A 19108-nucleotide genomic window follows, 5' to 3' on the forward strand; every position below is an offset into this window, starting at 1 on the left:
GGACATGCCTCGGATACGGAGGGGAAGGATGCCGGTCAGTCCGTACACCAAGGAGCGGCTGGAAGAAGCCGCAAAGTCGTCTCGGACGCTGTCCGAGGCGCTGGGCAGCCTGGGGGTGGACCCGAAGAGTTCGACGCGGCGGTACATCCGTCAGCGGATGAAGAAGCTGGGGGTGGACACGTCGCACTTCGAGCGGGAGGGGGCTCGGTGGACCAGGGAAATCCTTGAGCCTGCCGTGGCCGTGTCGAAGAGCGTGACCGACGTGTTGCGGTATCTGGGGATCGAGGTCGTGGGCGGCCACCACACGCACATCGCACGCCGTATCACGGCGTACGGCATCGACACGTCACACTTTCGGCGGCCCTCCCGGCGCGGCGTCCCCAAGCAGCGCCGGGCCCCGCACGAGGTCTTGGTCGCACAAGAGCCGACGACGGCCCGGCGCATGCAGAGTGACCGGCTCAAGCGGGCCATGACCGAACTCGGCGTCGTCGAGCAGTGCGCGTTGTGCGGGACGGAACCGCTGTGGCGTGGGCATCCGCTGCCGCTGGAGGTGGACCACATCGACGGGGACTGGCGCGACAACCGGATGGAGAACCTGCGCCTGCTGTGCCCCAACTGCCATGCGACCACGGACACTTACCGGGGTCGGGCCAAGGGGCGCCGGTCATGAGCACTCCGGTCCGCTATACGCGGGAACTTCTGACGCAGGCAGCCGAGCGCTGTTCCGACATCGACGAAGTCATCGCCTTTCTGGGCACGCGCCCTTACGAGAACCTCCACCGTCATCTGTTCAGGCGGTTCGACCACTTCGGCATCGACGTCTCCCACTTTCCGCGTCCACGGCGGGGGCACACCAGGCCTTCCCCCGAGGAACTGCGACAGGCGGTCTCGCAGTCCTCATCCGTCGCAGGAGCACTGCGCATGCTGGGGAAGACGCCGACTACCCGGCCGTACGTGCTCTTCCGTCGCTGGGTGGACGAGGAGGGGCTGGACACTTCGCACTTTCTCGGCCAGGCCCATCAGCGGGGCAAGCCGGGAACGAAGCCTCGGAAGGCGGCAGCGGACGTGCTCGTCAAACACGACCGCCGGCGCCGCACCAGGACCGTCGTCCTGCGTCGAGCGCTGCGCGAGATCGGCGTCCCCGAGTTGTGCGACGGATGTGGGACCCCTCCCCTGTGGAACGGAAAGCCCATGACGCTGGAGATCGACCACATCAACGGCGACTGGAGCGACGATCGCCGCGAGAACCTGCGCCTGCTGTGCCCCAACTGCCATGCGATCACGAGTACCTGGTGTCGCGGGGGACGCCCCGCACCCCTCGGGGCCCCGAGACGAAGCACCGCCTGACCGGTAATATGGCTCGCCATGCGGCCGTGGCGGAATGGCCTACGCGCAACACTTAGGATGTTGTGGGAGAAATCCCTTGAGGGTTCGAGTCCCTCCGGCCGCACACCTTCGTTTCCAAGGCCCGGCTCGCGTACCCCGCGAGCCGGGCCTTTGTCGTACGTGCCCTCAGCCCAGCAGTTCCCGCACCGCCGGTACCAGCGCCCGGAACGCCTTGCCGCGGTGGCTGATCGCGTTCTTTTCGGCCGGGGAGAGTTCCGCGCACGTGCGGGTCTCTCCCTCGGGCTGGAGGATCGGGTCGTAGCCGAAGCCGCCCGAGCCGGCCGGGGTGTGGCGGAGTACGCCGCGCAGTTGGCCCTCGACCACCCTCTCCGTGCCGTCCGGCAGGGCGAGCGCCGCCGCGCAGGCGAAGTGGGCTCCGCGGTGGGCGTCCGCGTCGATGTCGCCGAGTTGGGCCAGGAGGAGGGCGAGGTTCGCGGCGTCGTCGCCGTGGCGGCCCGCCCAGCGGGCGGAGAAGATGCCGGGGGCGCCGCCGAGGACGTCGACGCAGAGGCCGGAGTCGTCGGCGACCGCGGGGAGGCCGGTGGCGCGGGCGAGGGCGTGGGCCTTGAGGAGGGCGTTCTCGGCGAAGGTGACGCCGGTCTCCCTGACGTCGGGGATCTCGGGGTAGGCGTCCGCGCCGACGAGGTCATGGGTGAGGCCTGCGTCGGCGAGGATCGCCTTGAGTTCCGTGATCTTGCCGGCGTTACGGGTGGCGAGGATGAGGCGGGTCATGCCGACCAGTATCCAAGCCCCCGGCCGGCTACGGCGTGCAGACCTTCGACAGCTCGCTGGTCGCGTCCACGATCGGCTTGAGGTCGGGGGTCGCGTCGCCCTTGTCGACGGCGTCGCGGACGTTGCCGACGGCCTTGTCGAGGTCGTCGACCGCCTTGTTCACGTCGGCGTTCTCGGTCTTGTCGCCGATCTCGTCGATGTTCTCGTCGATCTTGTCCAGTGCTTCGTCGGCCTGGGCGGGGTCGTCGCCCGCCTTCTCGACGGCTTGCTGGAGGTCGGTGACGCTGTCGGCTATGGCGTCGGCGGTCTGGACGCAGTCGAGCGCCTTGTTGACGGCGTCGCAGCCGACGAGTCCGATGCCCGCCGGCACGGCGATCAGAACTGATGTGATGGCGATGGCGATACGGCGGTGGCGCGCGGCCATGCGTGGGTCCCTCCCCGAGTGCTGTTACGGGCGCACGGCTTTGCCCGTGCGCCCGTATTGGTTAGAACGCCTGGGGAGGGCCGGATGGTTGCCTGCCCTGCCCCGCCGTTCGGCCCGGCCCTGTGGCCCCCCGGCCGGCCGGTCCGTGCGGTGTTGCTGCTGCTGCGTTGCTGCTGCTGCGTTGCTGCTGCTGCGTTTTTGCTGCTGCGTTGCTGCTTTGTTCTTACTGCGTCGCTTCGAGTGCCGCGCGCTGGAACGCCGCGAGGTCTTCGCAGCCGCCGACGGCGAGGTCGAGCAGTGCGTTGAGTTCCTTGCGGTCGAAGGGCTCGGCCTCGGCGGTGCCCTGGACCTCGACGAAGCGGCCGTCGCCGGTGCAGACGACGTTCATGTCGGTGTCGGCCTTCACGTCCTCCTCGTAGCGCAGGTCGAGGAGCGGTACGCCGCCGACGATGCCGACGGAGACGGCGGAGACGGTGTCGGTGAGGGGCTTGCGGCCGGCCTTGACGAGCTTCTTGCCCTGGGCCCAGGCGACGGCGTCGGCGAGTGCGACGTACGCGCCGGTGATGGCGGCGGTGCGGGTGCCGCCGTCGGCCTGGAGGACGTCGCAGTCGAGGACGATGGTGTTCTCGCCGAGCGCCTTGTAGTCGATGACGGCGCGCAGGGAGCGGCCGATGAGGCGGGAGATCTCGTGGGTGCGGCCGCCGATCTTGCCGCGTACGGATTCGCGGTCGCCGCGGGTGTTGGTGGAGCGGGGCAGCATCGAGTATTCGGCGGTGACCCAGCCTTCGCCGCTGCCCTTGCGCCAGCGCGGGACGCCTTCGGTGACGGAGGCGGTGCAGAAGACTTTGGTGTCGCCGAAGGAGATGAGGACGGAGCCCTCGGCGTGCTTGCTCCAGCCGCGCTCGATGGTGATCGGGCGGAGCTGTTCGGGGGTGCGGCCGTCGATTCGAGACATGGCGTCGAGCCTAGCCGTTGCGGTGACCCGGAAGTGGCCGGAGGTGGCGCGCGAAAGGCCCCGTCCCGGGGTGCGGGGCGGGGCCTTTCGGACGTGGGTGACGTGGGTTCAGCTGCTCACATCATGTCTTCGATGTCGGCGGCGATGGGGTCGGCGTCGGTGCCGATGACGACCTGGATCGCGGTGCCCATCTTGACGACTCCGTGGGCGCCTGCGGCCTTCAGCGCGGCGTCGTCGACGAGGCTCGGGTCGTGGACCTCGGTGCGGAGGCGGGTGATGCAGCCTTCGACCTCTTCGATGTTCTCGATGCCGCCGAGCCCGGCGACGATCTTCTCAGCCTTGCTGGCCATGGTGTTCTCCCTGTTCTTAAAGGACGCGGCCTCACCACACCGTAGGCCCGCTTTGTCACGGTAACGCACGGTTGGAGCATCTTCGCGGGCGGTTACGGCACTCGTGCCCAATGATGACGATCAAGGTGCCACTCCTGTCGGCACGGCACCGCACTCGTTCCGCAACTGGTCTACACCAGTTTTCAACGACCGCCAAACCTGGCTTGTTCCGGAGGGGACGCCCATGAGTTCCAACGCAGCGGTGGTGCCGCAGAAGAAGTGGTGGAACGGCCTGTTCCAGGGCCTCCAGAAGATGGGTCGCAGCCTCCAGCTGCCCATCGCCGTCCTTCCCGCGGCGGGCATCCTCAACCGTCTGGGCCAGCCGGACGTCTTCGGGGCCGACGGGCTCGGCTGGGACAACGTCGCCAAGGTCTTCGCGGCGGCGGGCGGCTCCCTCCTGGACTCCACCCTCGGTCTGCCCCTGCTGTTCTGCATCGGCGTCGCGATCGGCATGGCGAAGAAGTCGGACGGCTCCACGGCGCTCGCCGCGGTCGCGGGCTTCCTCGTGTACTACGCGGTCCTGCGGGCCTTCCCCGACGACTGCCCCGCGGACACGACCTTCGGCGCCGCGGGGATGTGGAGCGGTGTCTGCATCGCGCAGGACGGGACGCCCGCGCAGGCGGCGTACCAGAATCCAGGGGTCTTCGGCGGCATCGTGATGGGGCTGCTCGCCGCGTGGTTCTGGCAGCGCTACCACCGCGTGAAGCTGGTCGACTGGCTGGGCTTCTTCAACGGCCGGCGGCTGGTGCCGATCATCATGGCCTTCGTCGGTCTGGTCTTCGCCGGTCTGTGCGTGTGGATCTGGCCGCCCATCGGTGACGCGCTGACCAGCTTCTCCAAGTGGCTGGTGGACCTGGGGTGGCTGGGCTCCGGGATCTTCGGCGTGGCGAACCGCGCGCTGCTCACGATCGGTCTGCACCAGTTCCTGAACACGTTCGTCTGGTTCCAGTTCGGTGACTTCACCAAGCCGGACGGCACGATCGTGCACGGTGACATCAACCGGTTCCTCGCGGGTGACCCGACGGCGGGCCAGTTCACCTCGGGCTTCTTCCCGATCATGATGTTCGCGCTGCCGGCGGCGGCCCTGGCGATCACGCACGCGGCGCGTCCGGAGCGGCGCAAGGTGGTCGGCGGCATGATGCTCTCGGTCGGTCTGACGTCGTTCGTCACGGGCATCACCGAGCCGATCGAGTACTCGTTCCTGTTCATCGCGCCGCTTTTGTACGCGATCCACGCGGTGCTCACGGGTGTGTCCATGGCGGTGACGTGGGGCCTGGGGGTCAAGGACGGCTTCAGCTTCTCGGCGGGCCTGATCGACTACGTCATCAACTGGAGTCTGGCGACCAAACCCTGGCTGATCATTCCGATCGGGCTCGCGTTCGCGGTGGTGTATTACGTGCTGTTCAGCTTCGTGATCCGCAAGTTCGACCTGCATACGCCGGGGCGGGAGCCGGAGGAGGAAGCGGAAGCACTGGACGCGGAGCAGACGAAGGCATAGCCCCTGGCAGGGCGTGTCTTGGCGGTCACGCACCGCGCTACCCGGAAGACCCTTGGACCCTGTGGTCCAGGGGTCTTTCGACGTTAATTTCACGTTATGGCGGACCCCACAAAACTCGTGGGTTCCTTACGTCACCTTCACCGTGCTACAACAGGTCTACACCACTAATTGGTGTAGACCACGCGGCCGTCGGCCGCGGCCCCCCGGAGACGCCGCCGTCCCCTCTTCCATGTCCCCAGGCGGCGCCTTGCCCACTGGAGGAAGTTGTGTCCACGGCCAGTGCCGCCCCCGCGGCCGACAAGAAGAAGGGCTCCGGCGCGATGGCTGTCATGCAGCGCATCGGCCGCAGCCTCATGCTGCCGGTCGCCGTGCTGCCCGCAGGCGCCCTGCTCGTCCGCCTCGGCAACGCCGACATGCTCGGCCGGGACTCGTTCCCGACGTTCATCACCAAGATCGCCGGCTACATGGCCGCCGGTGGCGGCGCGATCCTCGACAACATGGCGCTGCTGTTCGCCGTGGGCATCGCGATCGGCTTCGCCAAGAAGTCGGACGGTTCGACGGCCCTCGCCGCCGTCACCGGCTACCTCGTCTTCCAGAAGGTGCTCGCCACCTTCACCGACAGCAACCTGCCGCAGGTCGCCAGCGTCGTCGACGGCAAGATCGTCATGAACGACGCGCCGGTCAACGCCGGTGTCCTCGGCGGTGTCGTGATGGGCATCGTCGTCGCCCTGCTCTACCAGAAGTTCTACCGGACCAAGCTGCCCGACTGGGCCGGCTTCTTCGGCGGCCGTCGCCTCGTCCCGATCCTGTCGGCCTTCGCGGGCCTGCTCATCGGCATCGTCTTCGGTCTGATCTGGCCGGTGCTCGGCAGCGGTCTGCACAACTTCGGCGAGTGGCTGACCGGCTCCGGCGCCGTCGGCGCGGGCATCTTCGGTGTCGCCAACCGTGCGCTGATCCCGATCGGCATGCACCACCTCCTGAACTCCTTCCCGTGGTTCCAGGCCGGTGAGTTCGAGGGCAAGCACGGCGACATAGCCCGCTTCCTGGCCGGTGACCCGAGCGCCGGACAGTTCATGACCGGCTTCTTCCCGATCATGATGTTCGCCCTCCCGGCGGCCTGCCTCGCGATCGTCCACTGCGCCCGCCCCGAGCGCCGCAAGGTCGTCGGCGGCATGATGTTCTCCCTCGCGGCCACCGCGTTCGTCACCGGCGTGACCGAGCCCATCGAGTTCACGTTCATGTTCATCGCGCCGGTCCTGTACGCGATCCACGCGGTGCTCACCGGTGTCTCCATGGCGCTGACCTGGGCGCTCGGCATGAAGGACGGCTTCGGCTTCTCCGCGGGAGCGGTCGACTTCTTCCTCAACCTCGGCATCGCGAGCAACCCGTGGGGCCTGGCCCTGGTGGGTCTGTGCTTCGCCGCGGTCTACTACGTGATCTTCCGCTTCGCGATCACCAAGTGGAACCTTCCGACGCCGGGCCGCGAGTCCGACGAGGAGCTCGCCGAGATCCTCAAGGCCGAGGCCAAGTAGCCTCCCGCCCCACTCGGGACGTAAGCCCCTCGCCGTTGGTACCAACGGCGAGGGGCTTTGTCATGTTCTGCGGCTTACCGTCGGGGTATGACGATCCCGCGCCCCTCCCCCGCCCCGCAGGCCCGCATTCTCGATCTCGATCGTGACCAGCTCTGCGCCCTCCGTGGGCGGGAGCTCACCGCCTCCGTGGCCGCCGCCGAAGGGCGGACCATGGTCGGTGAGGTGTTCGCCGACCGGGCCGCGCTCGTGCCCGTGCCCGGCATGCCCGGGGTGCACAACGCCGAGCTCGTCGCCGCCTTCGGCGCCGACATCGTCGTGCTGAACCTGATCGAGCGGGCCTGGGACGGCGAGCGGCTCGATCTGCCGGGGCTCGGCACGTTCGCGTCCATCGCCGACCTCGCCACCTTCATCGGCCGGCCCGTCGGCGTCAACCTGGAGCCCGGCGACGTCCCCGAGATCCGCCGCGCCAAGCCCGAGTACGCCAGGCGGCTCGTCGACATGGGCGCGGCGATGCTGTGCCTGACGGCGAACCCGGGGACGGGCGGTTCCTACGAGGGTCTGGCGCGCGTCACGCAGGAGCTGCGGCAGGGCCTCGGGGACGACGTGGCCCTGTGGAGCGGCAAGATGCACCACGCCGGTCACCCGGAGCGGGTCACGGCCGCCCGGCTCACCTCGCTCGTGGACGCGGGCGCCGACGGCGTCGTCATGCCGCTGCCGGGGACGCTGCCCGGCGTGACCAAGGAGCTGGCCGCCGAGGCCGTGGCCGCCGTGCAGGACGCGGGGGCGGTCGTGATGGGCGCGATCGGCACCAGCCAGGAGGGCAGCCACGCGAACGTCGTGCCGCAGCTCGCCCTGAACGCGAAGGAAGTGGGCGTCGACGCCCACCACTTCGGTGACTCCTACCTGCCGGGCATGTGCGACCCGGAGGTCATGTACGCGTACTCGGTCGCGATCCGAGGCCGCCGCCACACCTGGAACAGGATGGCGCTGGGCGGCCGCGCGGCCAGGCTCCCGGCCGGGGAGCGCTAGATCTCGTAGCTGCGGCCGGGCGCGGCGAGTTCGACCTGGCCCTCGTAGACCGCGCGGGCGTCCGCGAGGTTCACCCGGGGGTCCGTCCACGGCGGGATGTGGGTGAGGAGGAGGCGCCCGGCGTTCGCGCGCCGGGCGGTCTCGCCCGCCTCACGGCCGTTGAGGTGCAGGTCGGGGATGTTCTCCTTGCCGTGCGTGAAGGCCGCCTCGCAGAGGAACAGGTCGGTGTCGGCGGCCAGTTCGTCCAGCGCCGTGCACACCCCCGTGTCTCCCGAGTACGTGAGGGACCTGCCGCCGTGCTCGACGCGGATGGCGTACGCCTCGACGGGGTGGTGCACCTTCTCCGTACGGACCGAGAACGGGCCGATGTCGAAGGAGGCGGGCTTCACGGTGTGGAAGTCGAAGACCTCGCTCATCGACGAGGCGGAGGGGGTGTCGGCGTACGCGGTGGTCAGGCGCTGTTCGGTGCCCTCCGGTCCGTAGACCGGGATGGGGGCGCAGCGGCCGCCTTCGTGCCGGTAGTAGCGCGCGACGAAGTAGGCGCACATGTCGATGCAGTGATCGGCGTGCAGATGGCTGAGGAAGATCGCGTCCAGGTCGTAGAGACCGACATGGCGCTGCAGCTCGCCAAGGGCTCCGTTGCCCATGTCGAGAAGCAGCCGGAAGCCGTCGGCCTCGACGAGGTAGCTCGAGCAGGCCGAGTCCGCGGACGGAAACGACCCCGAGCAGCCGACGACGGTGAGCTTCATGGAGCGGAAACCTCCGGGGGCGAAACGGGGGTTGTGCGGGGGCTTTGCGGGGGCTCGCGAAGGCCTGCGAGAGGCTCTTCGAGGAGTTCTGCGGTGCGTCGAGCGTAAGGCGCAAAAGGGCGGGTCGCTCCTCCGTCGTGGGCCGTTGTGGGAGAACTCACCTGCTCTGTCACCGGTTCGGGGGGCGCGCGGGCCGGGGAGCGCCCCGGTACGGTCTGCGGTATGGATACGTCGTGGTGGCTCGCGCTCGCCGCCGTCGTGGTGCTCGCCGTGGTGGCCGCGGTGGTGGACGGCTGGGGGCGCGGCAGCCGCGGGCCCCGCGGCCGGACGACCCGTCCGCCGGGCCGTCCGCGCGGTCCGCGGCGGCGGCTGCCCGTGCCGGAGCCGGCGGAGATCTGGTGGGCCCGGGTGCCGTACGAGGACGGTCCGGGCGGCAAGGACCGGCCCTGTCTCGTGCTGTCGGTGCGCGGCGAGAACGCGGTCGTCGCGAAGATCACCAGCAAGTACCACGACGAGCGGCCCGGCGTCATCGCGCTGCCGCCCGGCTCGGTGGGGGACGCGCGGGGGCGGGCGAGCTTCCTGGAGACGGACGAGCTGCGGGACGTGCCGGTGTGGGAGTTCCGCAGGCGGGCGGGGATCGTCGATCCGGCGCTGTGGGACCAGGTCAGGTATCTGGCGGGCTGAACGGCGAAAACGCCGGTCGGGCCGACAGTTTCCTGTCGGCCCGACCGGCGTTTCGATCCGGGTGGCCCTACTGGCCCGGGTGGCCCGGGTGGTCCTAGTGGTCCTGCTGGCCCGGGTGGTCCGTTCCTAAGCCCACAGCTGGCCCTGGAGCGTCTCGATGGCCGCCTCGGTGGTCTCGGCGGTGTAGACGCCCGTGGAGAGGTACTTCCAGCCGCCGTCGGCCACGACGAAGACGATGTCGGCGGACTCCCCCGCGGCGACCGCCTTCTTGCCGACGCCGATCGCCGCGTGGAGCGCGGCCCCGGTGGAGACGCCGGCGAAGATGCCCTCCTGCTGGAGCAGCTCGCGGGTCCGCGTCACCGCGTCGGCCGAGCCGACCGAGAAGCGGGTCGTCAGGACGGAGGCGTCGTACAGCTCGGGGACGAAGCCCTCGTCGAGGTTCCGCAGGCCGTACACGAGGTCGTCGTAGCGGGGCTCCGCCGCGACGATCTTGATGTCCGGCTTCTGCTCGCGCAGGAAGCGGCCCACGCCCATGAGCGTGCCGGTGGTGCCCAGGCCCGCCACGAAGTGGGTGACGGAGGGCAGGTCCGCGAGGATCTCGGGGCCGGTCGTCGCGTAGTGCGCTCCCGCGTTGTCCGGGTTGCCGTACTGGTAGAGCATCACCCAGTCCGGGTGCTCGGCCGCCAGCTCCTTGGCGACGCGGACCGCCGTGTTGGAGCCGCCCGCCGCCGGGGACGGGATGATCTCCGCGCCCCACATGGCCAGGAGCTCACGCCGCTCCTGCGAGGTGTTCTCCGGCATGACGCAGACGATGCGGTAGCCCTTGAGCTTGGCGGCCATCGCGAGCGAGATGCCCGTGTTGCCGGACGTCGGCTCCAGGATCGTGCAGCCGGGCGTCAACCGCCCGTCCTTCTCCGCCTGTTCGACCATGTGCAGCGCCGGGCGGTCCTTGATGGAGCCGGTCGGGTTGCGGTCCTCCAGCTTCGCCCAGATCCGGACGTCGTCGGAGGGGGAAAGGCGCGGCAGGCGGACGAGGGGCGTGTTGCCCACGGCCGCCAGCGGGGAGTCGTAGCGAGGCATCCGGGATCAGACCATGCCGCCGGCCACGGCCGGGAGGATCGTGACGTTGTCGCCGTCCGTGAGCTTGGTGGAGATGCCGTCCAGGAAGCGGACGTCCTCGTCGTTGAGGTAGACGTTCACGAAGCGGCGCAGCTTGTCGCCGTCCACGATGCGCTCGGCGATGCCCGCGTGCCGCGAGTCGAGGTCGGTGAAGAGCTCGGCGAGGGTGTCCCCGCTGCCCTCGACGGCCTTGGCGCCGTCGGTGTAGGTGCGGAGGATGGTCGGGATGCGGACCTCGATGGCCATGGCTGGGGGCTCCTGTCGGGAGAAGTCACGTGGGTGGGCGCGCGGCGGCCCGGTCGTGCGGGTGGGCAAGTGCGGTGACGCAAGTGCGGGTGCGCGGGTCTGTGCGCGGGGACGGCGCCGCGGCTCACGGCCGTACGGCGGCGGCTGTCAGCGCGAACAGATCGCGCTGGAGAGCCTGCACAAATCGACGTGCAGACGCGCAACGAGCAGCATGCCCGGCATCTTGTCGCTCACGTCGTGGGGAACCATGCGGTCATCGTATCGATTCCCGGTCCGGGTTCTGGAATGTGATCTCGCATGCTGGACGGTTCGCGTCCATCACGTGGATGAGGGGAGGTACGTGACCGTCGGCGCGCCGGTCGCGGGGTGCACGCGGACCTCCGCCGTGACCCCGTACACGTCCGCGAGGAGCTCGCTGGTCAGGACTTCTCCGGGCGGTCCCGACGCGACGAGCCGGCCGCCGTCGAGAACGTACAGGCGGTCGCAGTAGAAGGCCGCGAGATTCAGGTCGTGCAGGGCGAGCAGGCTGGTGGTGCCCGTGGTGCCCAGGTCGCGGACGAGGCCGAGGATCTCCAGCTGGTAGCGGATGTCCAGGTGGTTGGTCGGCTCGTCCAGGACGAGGACCGCGGGGCGCTGCACCAGCGCCCTGGCCACGAGCGCGCGCTGGCGCTCGCCGCCGGAGAGGCCGGCGAAGCCGCGGTGCGCGAGGTCCGCCGCGCCGACCCGCTCCAGGGCCGCGCCGACCAGCGCCTCGTCCTCGGCCGTGTCCGCCTCCCAGAAGCGTTTGTGCGGGGAGCGGCCCATCGCGACGATCTGCCGGACGGTCAGCTCGAAGCCGGTGTGCCCGTCCTGCGGGACGGTGGCGATGCGGCGGGCGCGGTACTTGGCCGAGCGGTCGGCGAGGTCGTCGCCGTCCAGGAGCACCCGGCCGCCGGTGGGCCGGAGGGTGCCGTAGACGCAGCGCAGGAGGGTGGTCTTGCCGCTGCCGTTGGGGCCGACGAGCCCGACGGTCTCGCCGGGGGCGGCGTGCAGGGTGACGTCGTCGACGAGGGTCTTCCCGGCCACGCGGTAGGAGAGGGACTCGGCGCGGAGCACCGCAGGGCCGGTCACCGCCGGGCCGGTCACCGCCGGGCCGGTCACCGCCGGGCCGGACGCTGCCTGGCCGGACGCTGCCTGGCCGGTCGCCGCCGGGTCAGTCGCCGCCTGGCCGGTCGCTGCCGGGTCGGTCGCCGCCTGGTCGGTCGCTGCCGGGTCGCTCATGCGGTGGCCTCCGTACGGTTCCTGCGCAGCATCCAGAGGAAGAACGGGCCGCCGGTCAGCGCCGTCAGGACGCCGACCGGGATGTCCTGCGGGGCCGCGACCGTGCGTGCGGCGAGGTCGGCGGCCACCAGGAACACCGCGCCCAGCAGCGCCACCACGGGCAGGAGCGCCCGGTGTGCGGCGCCGACCAGCATCCGGGCCGCGTGCGGCACCATCAGGCCCACGAAGCCGATGGCCCCGCTGTACGCGACGAGTACGCCGGTCAGGAGCGAGGCGAGGACGAAGACGGCGGCGCGAAAGCGGGCCGTGTCCAGGCCGAGGACGGTGGCGCCCTCCTCGCCCATCAGGAGCAGGTCCAGAGGGCGGGCCAGGGCGAGGAGCAGGGCCGTGCCGGCGAGCAGGGCGGCGCCGGGCAGGGCGAGCATGTCCCAGCGGGCGCTGCCCAGGCCGCCGAGGGTCCAGTACAGGACCTCCTTCAGGTGGTCGGCGCTGTCGGCCGTGATCAGGATGAGGCTGGTCAGGGCGGAGAGGATGTACGAGACGGCCACCCCGGCCAGGATCAGGCGGCCGGTGGCGAAGCCCCCGCCACCGGACCTCGCCAGGGTGTAGACGGCGAGCAGGGAGAGCAGGGCGCCCGCGAAGGCCGCGGCCGGGAGGGTGACGGTGGTGGCGAGCCCCGCGCCCAGGCCGAAGACGCTGCCGAGCACGATGACGGCGACGGCTCCGGCCGAGGCCCCGGAGGAGACCCCGAGCAGGAAGGGGTCGGCCAGGGGGTTTCTGACCAGGGCCTGGAGGACCGTGCCGATGACCGCGAGCCCGGCGCCCACGGCCGCGCCGAGCAGGACCCTGGGCAGGCGGACGTCCAGCACGATGGTGCGGAACGGGGAGGGCTGCGCCCTGCCCGACAGGATCTCCAGGACGTCGGCGGCGGGGATGCGGACGGAGCCGAGCGCGAGGCCCGCGACGACCGCTGCCGCGAGCGCGGCGCAGAGTGCCGTGACGACCGTCGCGTAGGCGAGTCGTCGCCCGCGGGCCGGTGCGGCCCCGGCGGGATCCCGCGACCACCTGGGAGGCCGCGACCGCCGAGGATCCCGCGACCACCGGGAAGGCCGGGGCCGCCCGCTGCCCGGGAGGAGAAGCCCCTTCACAGCTGCTCCGCCAGCTTCCCCACCGCGCCCGGTGCCCTCACCCCCACGACCGCGTCCGACAGCGGCAGGACCGCGAAGCGCTCGTTCTTGACGGCGGGGACGTCCGCGAGGACCGGGTCCTCCAGGAGGCGCTTCTTCTTCTGGGCGACCGTCGTGCCGCCGTAGTCGAGGATCACGATGACCTCGGGCTTGCGGTCGACGACCGCCTCCCAGGACGCGTCGCCGAAGGACTTGTCCAGGTCGGCGAAGACGTTGCGGCCGCCCGCCCGCTCGACGATGTCGTTGCCGATGCCCCGGCCGCCGGCCGTGAACGCGGTCTTGTCGCCGCTGTCGTAGACGAAGACGGGGACGGGCTCGCCGCCCTTCTTCCCGGCCTTCTGCGCGGTGTCCGCCAGCTCGCGCCGCGCCGCGGCCACCCACGCGTCCGCCCGCGCCCGGACCCCGAACGTGGCTCCGACCTCGCGGACCTCGCGGTAGACGTCGTCCATCGACACGGGCTTCTTCGCGCAGCCCTCGACGTTCAGGCGGCTCTCGACGCCGGACTTGGCCAGGGCGCCGCGGCTGCGGCCCTCGCCCGCGAGGAAGGCGCTGGCGTAGCCGCCGTAGACGAAGTCGGGGTTCGCGGCCAGGAGCTTCTCGTACGAGGGGTACTCCTTGGCGAGGACGGGGGTGTCGGCGTACGCCTTCGCGTACTTCGGCAGGACCTTGTCGTCCAGGTAGGCCGTGCCCGCGATGCGGTCCTTCAGGCCCAGCTCCAGCAGCACCTCCGTCGCGTGCTGGTTCATCGTCACGGCGCGCTTCGGGGGTGCTTCGTACGTCGTCCGCACGCCGCAGTTCTTGACGGTGTACGGGAATCCGGGGGCCTTCGCCGCGGGCTTGTCCGCGGCCGGGTCCCCGGCGGACGAGCAGGCGGCGAGCGGGGCCAGCAGGGCGGCGGCCGCGAGGACGCGCAGGTGCGCGCGCAGAGGGCGGGACATGGCTGAGCTGCCTCCTCCAGGGGATTTCCGCGTCCCCTGCGTCGTGGGAGAGAAGGCGGCAGGTCAGTTCCTGACTGCCCCGCCCGCGAGGGGTGGGGTCACAGTGGCGGGACCGTGCCGGATTCGCACCGGCTTCCTGGGTCCTGCCGCCTCAAAGGTGAAGCTCAGTATGCCTGGACGACCTTCACCTCTTCTTCGGTGACCTCGCCGTCCACGATCCGGAAGGAGCGGAACTGGAACTCGCCCGCGCCGTCGGTGTCGGCCGTGGAGACCAGGACGTAGTGGGCGCCCGGCTCGTTGGCGTACGTGATGTCCGTGCGCGAGGGGTAGGCCTCGGTCGCCGTGTGCGAGTGGTAGACGATCACCGGCTCCTCGTCGCGGTCGTCCATCTCGCGGTAGAGCTTGAGCAGGTCACCCGAGTCGAACTCGTAGAACGTGGGCGAGCGGGCCGCGTTCAGCATCGGGATGAAGCGCTCGGGGCGGCCCGTGCCCTCGGGGCCCGCGACCACGCCGCAGGCCTCGTCGGGGTGGTCCTGGCGCGCGTGCGCGACGATCTGGTCGTGGAGGGCCTGGGTCAGGGTCAGCATGGCAGCCAGGATAAGCAGAAGGGCCGGTCCGTACCGAAGAGTGGTACGGACCGGCCCACATTCTGGGATCAGGCGGTGATCAGGACTTCACGGAGTCCTTCGGACCGGCCTGGCCGCCGTCCGTCGCCCCCGTGTCGCGCTTCTGCATGACCAGGTAGCCGACGCCCAGGATCAGGGCCCACACCGGAGCCGCGTAGAGCGAGATCCGCGCGTCCTTGTCGATGCCCATCATCACGATGACCATCGCGATGAAGGCGAGCGCGAACCAGCTCGTGTACGGGGCGCCCGGCGCCCGGAAGGTGGACTGCGGCAGCTCGCCGCGGTCGGCCTTGCGGCGGTACTTGATCTGGCAGACCAGGATCATGATCCAGGCCCACATGCCGGAGATGGTCGCGAAGGAGACGACGTAGTTGAACGCCTCGCCCGGCCACTGGTAGTTGATCCAGACGCCGACCAGCATCAGCGCGGCCGAGAAGGTCGTGCCGACCAGCGGCAGGCCGTTCTTCGTGAGCTTGGTGAAGAACTTCGGGCCCTGGCCGTTGAGCGCCAGGTCGCGCAGCATGCGGCCGGTGGAGTACATGCCGGAGTTGCAGGAGGAGAGCGCGGCCGTCAGGACGACGAAGTTGACGATCGCGGCGCCGACGCCGAGGCCCATCTTGTCGAAGGCGGCGACGAACGGCGAGACGCCCGGCACGAACTCCGTCCACGGCACGACCGAGAGGATCATGATGAGCGCGCCGACGTAGAAGACGGCGATGCGCCACGGCACGGTGTTGATGGCCTTGGGCAGGACGGTCTTGGGGTCCTTGGACTCGCCCGCGGTGACGCCGACGAGCTCGACGGCGAGGAAGGCGAACATCACGATCTGAAGCGTCATCAGCGTGGAGCCGATGCCGTTGGGGAAGAACCCGCCCTGGTCCCACAGGTGGCTCACGGACGCGGTGTCACCGGCGTCGGAGAAGCCGATGGTGAGGATGCCGGCGCAGATGAGGATCATGCCGATGATCGCGGTGACCTTGACCATCGAGAACCAGAACTCGAGCTCGCCGAAGAGCTTCACCGAGATCAGGTTGGCGCCGTAGAGGATGACCGTGAAGATCAGCGCGTAGGCCCATTGAGGGATGGAGTCATGGGTCCAGTACTGCATGTACTGGGCCGCGGCCGTGACTTCCGTGATGCCGGTGACGACCCAGAAGAGCCAGTACGTCCAGCCGGTCACGTACCCGAAGAACGGGCCGATGAATTCACGTGCGTACTCCGAGAAGGAGCCCGACACGGCGCGGTACATGAGCAGCTCGCCCAGGGCGCGCATGATGAAGAAGATGACGAGGCCGGCGATGGCGTACGCCAGGATGAGGCTCGGACCGGCCTTGTGAATGGCCTTGCCCGCGCCGAGGAACAGGCCGGTGCCGATGGCACCGCCGATCGCGATCATCTGGATCTGCCGGGCACCGAGCCCGCGCTGATAACCCTCGCCTGACGCACCGGACGAACCGCCCGCTCCGTCGGCCTCATTGCCGTCGTGATGCTCTTCGACCTGCACTGAGGTCATGGTGACGCCTTTCTCCACGCTGATCCGTGCCCGCGTGCTGCGGATGGCCACGGATCAGGTCCTGATCCCCCCGGATATGGATGGAGTGCTACCGGCGGTCTGCCGGCCCGAGCGCCACCGGTGACATGGGTGGCGTCACCGAGTGGTCGTGAAGATTTATCACGGTCGCAACAGTGATCGAAGGGGGCCCGTGTGGCCCACACCACGAGAAGAACCGGACAAAATTCCCCTGCCACGCCAAAGGCGGGCATTGAAGTGACACGATCGTTATCCGGATTTGAGCGTCCGATGAGCGAACGGAGGGTAACCGGTGCCCCATGCAACGACTTTGCGGCCCGTACGGGCCGCAGCCGTGTGACTTCTAACCGATGAGGGTGGCGACCAGCGTCTCCTGGAGACCGCCGAGCCAGAGGTAGGCCATCACCATCGGCTTGCGCGGATCGGAGTCCGGCAGCCGGTAGAGCACGTCGGTGTCGTCCTCGTCGGTCACCTCCAGGCGGGCGCCGATCGCGAGCCGGAGGTCGTTGAGCGCGCCGAGCCAGTGCCGCGACTCGTCGGGGGACAGCTTCAGGACGGCGCCGCCCTCACCCATGGACGTCAGGGCGTCGAGGGAGCGGATCACGACCAGGGCGTCGTCGCGCTTCTTGGCCCGCAGGTCGTTCTCGGTGAAGCGCCTGAACTCCGAGGAGTAGGCGCGCAGTTCGTCGGCGTCCGCGGCGCCTTCCTCGCTGCCGGGACCGCCGTACGCGTCCGGGAGCAGCCGCTGGAGGACCGGGTCGGCGGGCGGCTCGCTCGGGCCCTCGGCGAACAGCTCCGCGAGGGGGTCGTCCGAGGCGTCCTCGGCCGGGCCGGGGCCGATGAGCTCCAGGAGCTGCACGGCGAGGGAGCGGATGATCGAGATCTCGACCTCGTCGAGCGCGACGGCGGCGCCGCCCCCGGGGATGGCTTCGAATTGTCCTGGCATCAGATGCGTCGCTACTTCCGGTCCTGCTGGAGGGTGGCCCACAGCCCGTATCCGTGCATGGCCTGGACGTCGCGCTCCATCTCCTCGCGGGAGCCGGTGGAGACGACCGCGCGGCCCTTGTGGTGCACGTCCATCATCAGCTTCGTGGCCTTCTCCTTCGAGTACCCGAAGTAGGACTGGAACACATAGGTCACATAACTCATCAAGTTGACCGGGTCGTTGTGGACGAGCGTGATCCAGGGGACGTCGGGCTCCGGGACGGCGAACGTCTCTTCGTCGGATTCCGGGCGGGTGATCTCTGCGGGAATGGTGCAGCGGGCGGAGCCCCTCCGTGGAGGGGCGGTGGCGGGAGACGGGCGGGACGTACTCACTTGTCCCATGCTGCCACCCGCAGGGGGGCCTCGCACAAATGGACCCGGGAAATCGTCAGAGTGACGAGATGCGGGGTAGCATCCTTCGTATGAACACAGCGGACCTTGGGCTGCCGGTGGATGTTCCGTCGACCGCGCTCTTCACGGATCACTACGAGCTCACGATGCTTCAGGCCGCGCTGAAGGCCGGCACCGCCGACCGGCGCTCCGTCTTCGAGGTCTTCACGCGCAGACTGCCCGAGGGGCGCCGCTATGGAGTGGTGGCCGGAACGGGCCGGGTCCTGGACGCCGTGGAGAACTTCCGCTTCGACGCCGACGTCATCGGATTCCTGCGCGAGCGCCGTGTCGTGGACGAGGCGACCCTCCGGTGGCTCGCCTCGTACCGCTTCGGCGGCGACATCTGGGGTTATCCGGAGGGCGAGGTCTACTTCCCCGGCTCGCCCGTCCTGCGCGTCGAGGGCTCCTTCGCGGAGTGCGTGCTCCTGGAGACGGTGATCCTCTCCATCCTCAACCACGACTCGGCGATCGCGGCCGCCGCCTCCCGGATGGCCTCGGCCGCCGGGGAGCGCCCGCTGATCGAGATGGGCGCCCGCCGTACGCACGAGCTCGCGGCCGTCGCCGCCTCGCGCGCCGCGTACGTCGGCGGCTTCACCACCACCTCCGACCTCGCGGCGGGCTTCCGGTACGACATCCCGACCGTCGGCACGTCGGCCCACGCCTTCACCCTGCTGCACGACAACGAACGCGACGCCTTCCGGGCCCAGGTCGACTCGCTGGGCCCCGGCACCACCCTGCTGGTGGACACGTACGACGTGACGGCGGCCGTGCGCACCGCCGTCGAGGTCGCCGGGCCCGAGCTCGGCGCCGTGCGCATCGACTCCGGCGACCTGCTCCTGGTCGCGCACCGGGTGCGCCAGCAGCTGGACGAGCTCGGCGCCACCAAGACGAAGATCGTCGTGACCTCCGACCTCGACGAGTACGCCATCGCCTCGCTGGCCGCCGCGCCCGTGGACGCGTACGGCGTGGGCACCCAGCTCGTCACCGGGTCCGGGCACCCCACCTGCTCCATGGTCTACAAGCTGGTGGCCCGCGCCCACTCCGCGGACCCGAAGGCCCCGCTGGAGCCGGTGGCCAAGAAGTCGCTGGGCGCCAAGTCGTCGGTCGGCGGTCGCAAGTGGTCCGCGCGGCGTCCCGACGATCACGGGATCGCCGAGGCCGAGGTGATCGGCACGGGCCCGGTCCCCGCCGACCTGGTCGAGCACCAGCTCCTCGTCGAGCTGGTCAAGGGCGGCGAGGTCGTGGCCCGCGAGCCGCTGGACACCGTGCGCGACCGGCACGCGGCGGCGCGGGAGCGGCTGCCCCTGTCGGCCACCCAGCTGTCGAAGGGCGAGGCCGTCATTCCGACGGAGTACGTCTGATGGTGCGCCGGAGCGGAGGGAGGGCGTTCGAACGCCCTCTCCCGCATCGCGCGAGAAGTCTCTACGCTCGGTTCATCCGGCCGAGTCC

Annotated in this window: 22 protein-coding genes, 1 tRNA gene and 1 riboswitch; of the genes, 8 read left to right on the plus strand and 15 right to left on the minus strand. The window is 70.0% G+C overall.

What is annotated here, in order from left to right; genetic code table 11:
• The first annotated feature begins 28 nt into the window (after positions 1-28).
• From QBL25_RS17190 to QBL25_RS17200, 3 genes are all read left to right on the plus strand, one after another.
• Entirely contained in the window at positions 29-670 is a 642-nt protein-coding gene (locus QBL25_RS17190) for an HNH endonuclease signature motif containing protein (RefSeq protein ID WP_409057918.1), read from the plus strand.
• Positions 667-1347, plus strand: a complete 681-nt coding sequence (locus QBL25_RS17195; RefSeq protein ID WP_409057919.1) for an HNH endonuclease — start codon at positions 667-669, stop codon at positions 1345-1347. The genes QBL25_RS17190 and QBL25_RS17195 overlap by 4 nt, the downstream gene beginning before the upstream one ends.
• Positions 1348-1367: 20 nt before the next feature.
• Positions 1368-1450, plus strand: a tRNA-Leu gene (locus QBL25_RS17200).
• 62 nt (positions 1451-1512) lie between these two features.
• On the opposite strand, the gene rdgB is transcribed toward QBL25_RS17200, so the two are convergent.
• The 4 genes from rdgB to QBL25_RS17220 form a co-directional block, all read right to left on the minus strand.
• The gene (gene rdgB, locus QBL25_RS17205) at positions 1513-2118 is read right to left on the minus strand and encodes an RdgB/HAM1 family non-canonical purine NTP pyrophosphatase (protein WP_409057920.1); all 606 of its coding nucleotides are present in this window, start codon (positions 2116-2118) and stop codon (positions 1513-1515) included.
• A gap of 28 nt (positions 2119-2146) precedes the next feature.
• Complete coding sequence (locus QBL25_RS17210) at positions 2147-2542, minus strand: hypothetical protein (RefSeq protein WP_409057921.1); 396 nt, start codon at positions 2540-2542, stop codon at positions 2147-2149.
• A gap of 223 nt (positions 2543-2765) precedes the next feature.
• The gene (gene rph, locus QBL25_RS17215; RefSeq protein ID WP_409057922.1) at positions 2766-3497 is read right to left on the minus strand and encodes a ribonuclease PH; all 732 of its coding nucleotides are present in this window, start codon (positions 3495-3497) and stop codon (positions 2766-2768) included.
• Between the two features lie 116 nt (positions 3498-3613).
• A complete protein-coding gene (locus QBL25_RS17220) occupies positions 3614-3847 on the minus strand; it encodes a glucose PTS transporter subunit EIIB (protein ID WP_409057923.1) in 234 nt (77 codons plus the stop codon).
• Positions 3848-4070: 223 nt separating this feature from the next.
• Between QBL25_RS17220 and QBL25_RS17225 the strand changes: the two genes are divergently transcribed.
• The 3 genes from QBL25_RS17225 to QBL25_RS17235 all read left to right on the plus strand — a co-directional run bounded on the left by QBL25_RS17225 (position 4071) and on the right by QBL25_RS17235 (position 7945).
• The gene (locus QBL25_RS17225) at positions 4071-5384 is read left to right on the plus strand and encodes a PTS transporter subunit EIIC (protein WP_409057924.1); all 1314 of its coding nucleotides are present in this window, start codon (positions 4071-4073) and stop codon (positions 5382-5384) included.
• Positions 5385-5650: 266 nt separating this feature from the next.
• A complete protein-coding gene (locus tag QBL25_RS17230; protein WP_409057925.1) occupies positions 5651-6916 on the plus strand; it encodes a PTS transporter subunit EIIC in 1266 nt (421 codons plus the stop codon).
• 87 nt (positions 6917-7003) lie between these two features.
• Positions 7004-7945, plus strand: coding sequence for a hypothetical protein (locus QBL25_RS17235; protein WP_409057926.1), 942 nt, complete (start codon positions 7004-7006; stop codon positions 7943-7945).
• On the opposite strand, the gene QBL25_RS17240 is transcribed toward QBL25_RS17235, so the two are convergent.
• Positions 7942-8694, minus strand: coding sequence for an MBL fold metallo-hydrolase (locus tag QBL25_RS17240; protein WP_409057927.1), 753 nt, complete (start codon positions 8692-8694; stop codon positions 7942-7944). The two genes, QBL25_RS17235 and QBL25_RS17240, sit on opposite strands and share 4 nt — an antisense overlap.
• Positions 8695-8916: 222 nt before the next feature.
• Between QBL25_RS17240 and QBL25_RS17245 the strand changes: the two genes are divergently transcribed.
• Positions 8917-9378 (plus strand): type II toxin-antitoxin system PemK/MazF family toxin, encoded by a 462-nt coding sequence (locus QBL25_RS17245; protein ID WP_409057928.1) that lies wholly within the window; start codon positions 8917-8919, stop codon positions 9376-9378.
• A gap of 126 nt (positions 9379-9504) precedes the next feature.
• On the opposite strand, the gene QBL25_RS17250 is transcribed toward QBL25_RS17245, so the two are convergent.
• The 10 genes from QBL25_RS17250 to clpS form a co-directional block, all read right to left on the minus strand.
• Positions 9505-10458 carry a PLP-dependent cysteine synthase family protein gene (locus QBL25_RS17250; protein WP_249589679.1) on the minus strand — a complete coding sequence of 318 codons (954 nt, stop codon included), beginning with the start codon at positions 10456-10458 and terminating at the stop codon, positions 9505-9507.
• A gap of 6 nt (positions 10459-10464) precedes the next feature.
• Positions 10465-10743 carry a MoaD/ThiS family protein gene (locus QBL25_RS17255; RefSeq protein WP_409057929.1) on the minus strand — a complete coding sequence of 93 codons (279 nt, stop codon included), beginning with the start codon at positions 10741-10743 and terminating at the stop codon, positions 10465-10467.
• A 147-nt stretch (positions 10744-10890) separates the two neighbouring features.
• Positions 10891-10992, minus strand: a complete 102-nt coding sequence (locus QBL25_RS17260) for a putative leader peptide (RefSeq protein ID WP_336605789.1) — start codon at positions 10990-10992, stop codon at positions 10891-10893.
• Between the two features lie 69 nt (positions 10993-11061).
• Positions 11062-12003, minus strand: a complete 942-nt coding sequence (locus QBL25_RS17265; protein ID WP_409057930.1) for an ABC transporter ATP-binding protein — start codon at positions 12001-12003, stop codon at positions 11062-11064.
• Complete coding sequence (locus QBL25_RS17270) at positions 12000-13151, minus strand: FecCD family ABC transporter permease (protein WP_409057931.1); 1152 nt, start codon at positions 13149-13151, stop codon at positions 12000-12002. The genes QBL25_RS17265 and QBL25_RS17270 overlap by 4 nt, the downstream gene beginning before the upstream one ends.
• A complete protein-coding gene (locus QBL25_RS17275; protein WP_409057932.1) occupies positions 13148-14128 on the minus strand; it encodes an ABC transporter substrate-binding protein in 981 nt (326 codons plus the stop codon). The genes QBL25_RS17270 and QBL25_RS17275 overlap by 4 nt, the downstream gene beginning before the upstream one ends.
• 43 nt (positions 14129-14171) lie before the next feature.
• Positions 14172-14329, minus strand: a riboswitch (cobalamin riboswitch).
• Positions 14293-14715 carry a M67 family metallopeptidase gene (locus QBL25_RS17280; RefSeq protein WP_363309348.1) on the minus strand — a complete coding sequence of 141 codons (423 nt, stop codon included), beginning with the start codon at positions 14713-14715 and terminating at the stop codon, positions 14293-14295. (Overlaps the previous riboswitch by 37 nt.)
• A 79-nt stretch (positions 14716-14794) precedes the next feature.
• The gene (locus QBL25_RS17285) at positions 14795-16267 is read right to left on the minus strand and encodes an amino acid permease (RefSeq protein ID WP_409057933.1); all 1473 of its coding nucleotides are present in this window, start codon (positions 16265-16267) and stop codon (positions 14795-14797) included.
• 361 nt (positions 16268-16628) lie between these two features.
• Positions 16629-17231, minus strand: coding sequence for a DUF2017 domain-containing protein (locus QBL25_RS17290; RefSeq protein ID WP_409057934.1), 603 nt, complete (start codon positions 17229-17231; stop codon positions 16629-16631).
• 11 nt (positions 17232-17242) lie between these two features.
• Positions 17243-17638 (minus strand): ATP-dependent Clp protease adapter ClpS, encoded by a 396-nt coding sequence (clpS, locus tag QBL25_RS17295; RefSeq protein WP_409057935.1) that lies wholly within the window; start codon positions 17636-17638, stop codon positions 17243-17245.
• Between the two features lie 53 nt (positions 17639-17691).
• On the opposite strand from clpS, the gene QBL25_RS17300 reads away from it, so the two are divergent.
• Positions 17692-19020: a nicotinate phosphoribosyltransferase gene (locus QBL25_RS17300; RefSeq protein WP_409057936.1), complete on the plus strand. Its 1329-nt coding sequence runs from the start codon at positions 17692-17694 to the stop codon at positions 19018-19020.
• Positions 19021-19108 lie beyond the last annotated feature (88 nt).

It is taken from the genome of Streptomyces sp. SYP-A7185, assembly GCF_046103685.1.
Lineage (GTDB): Bacteria > Actinomycetota > Actinomycetes > Streptomycetales > Streptomycetaceae > Streptomyces.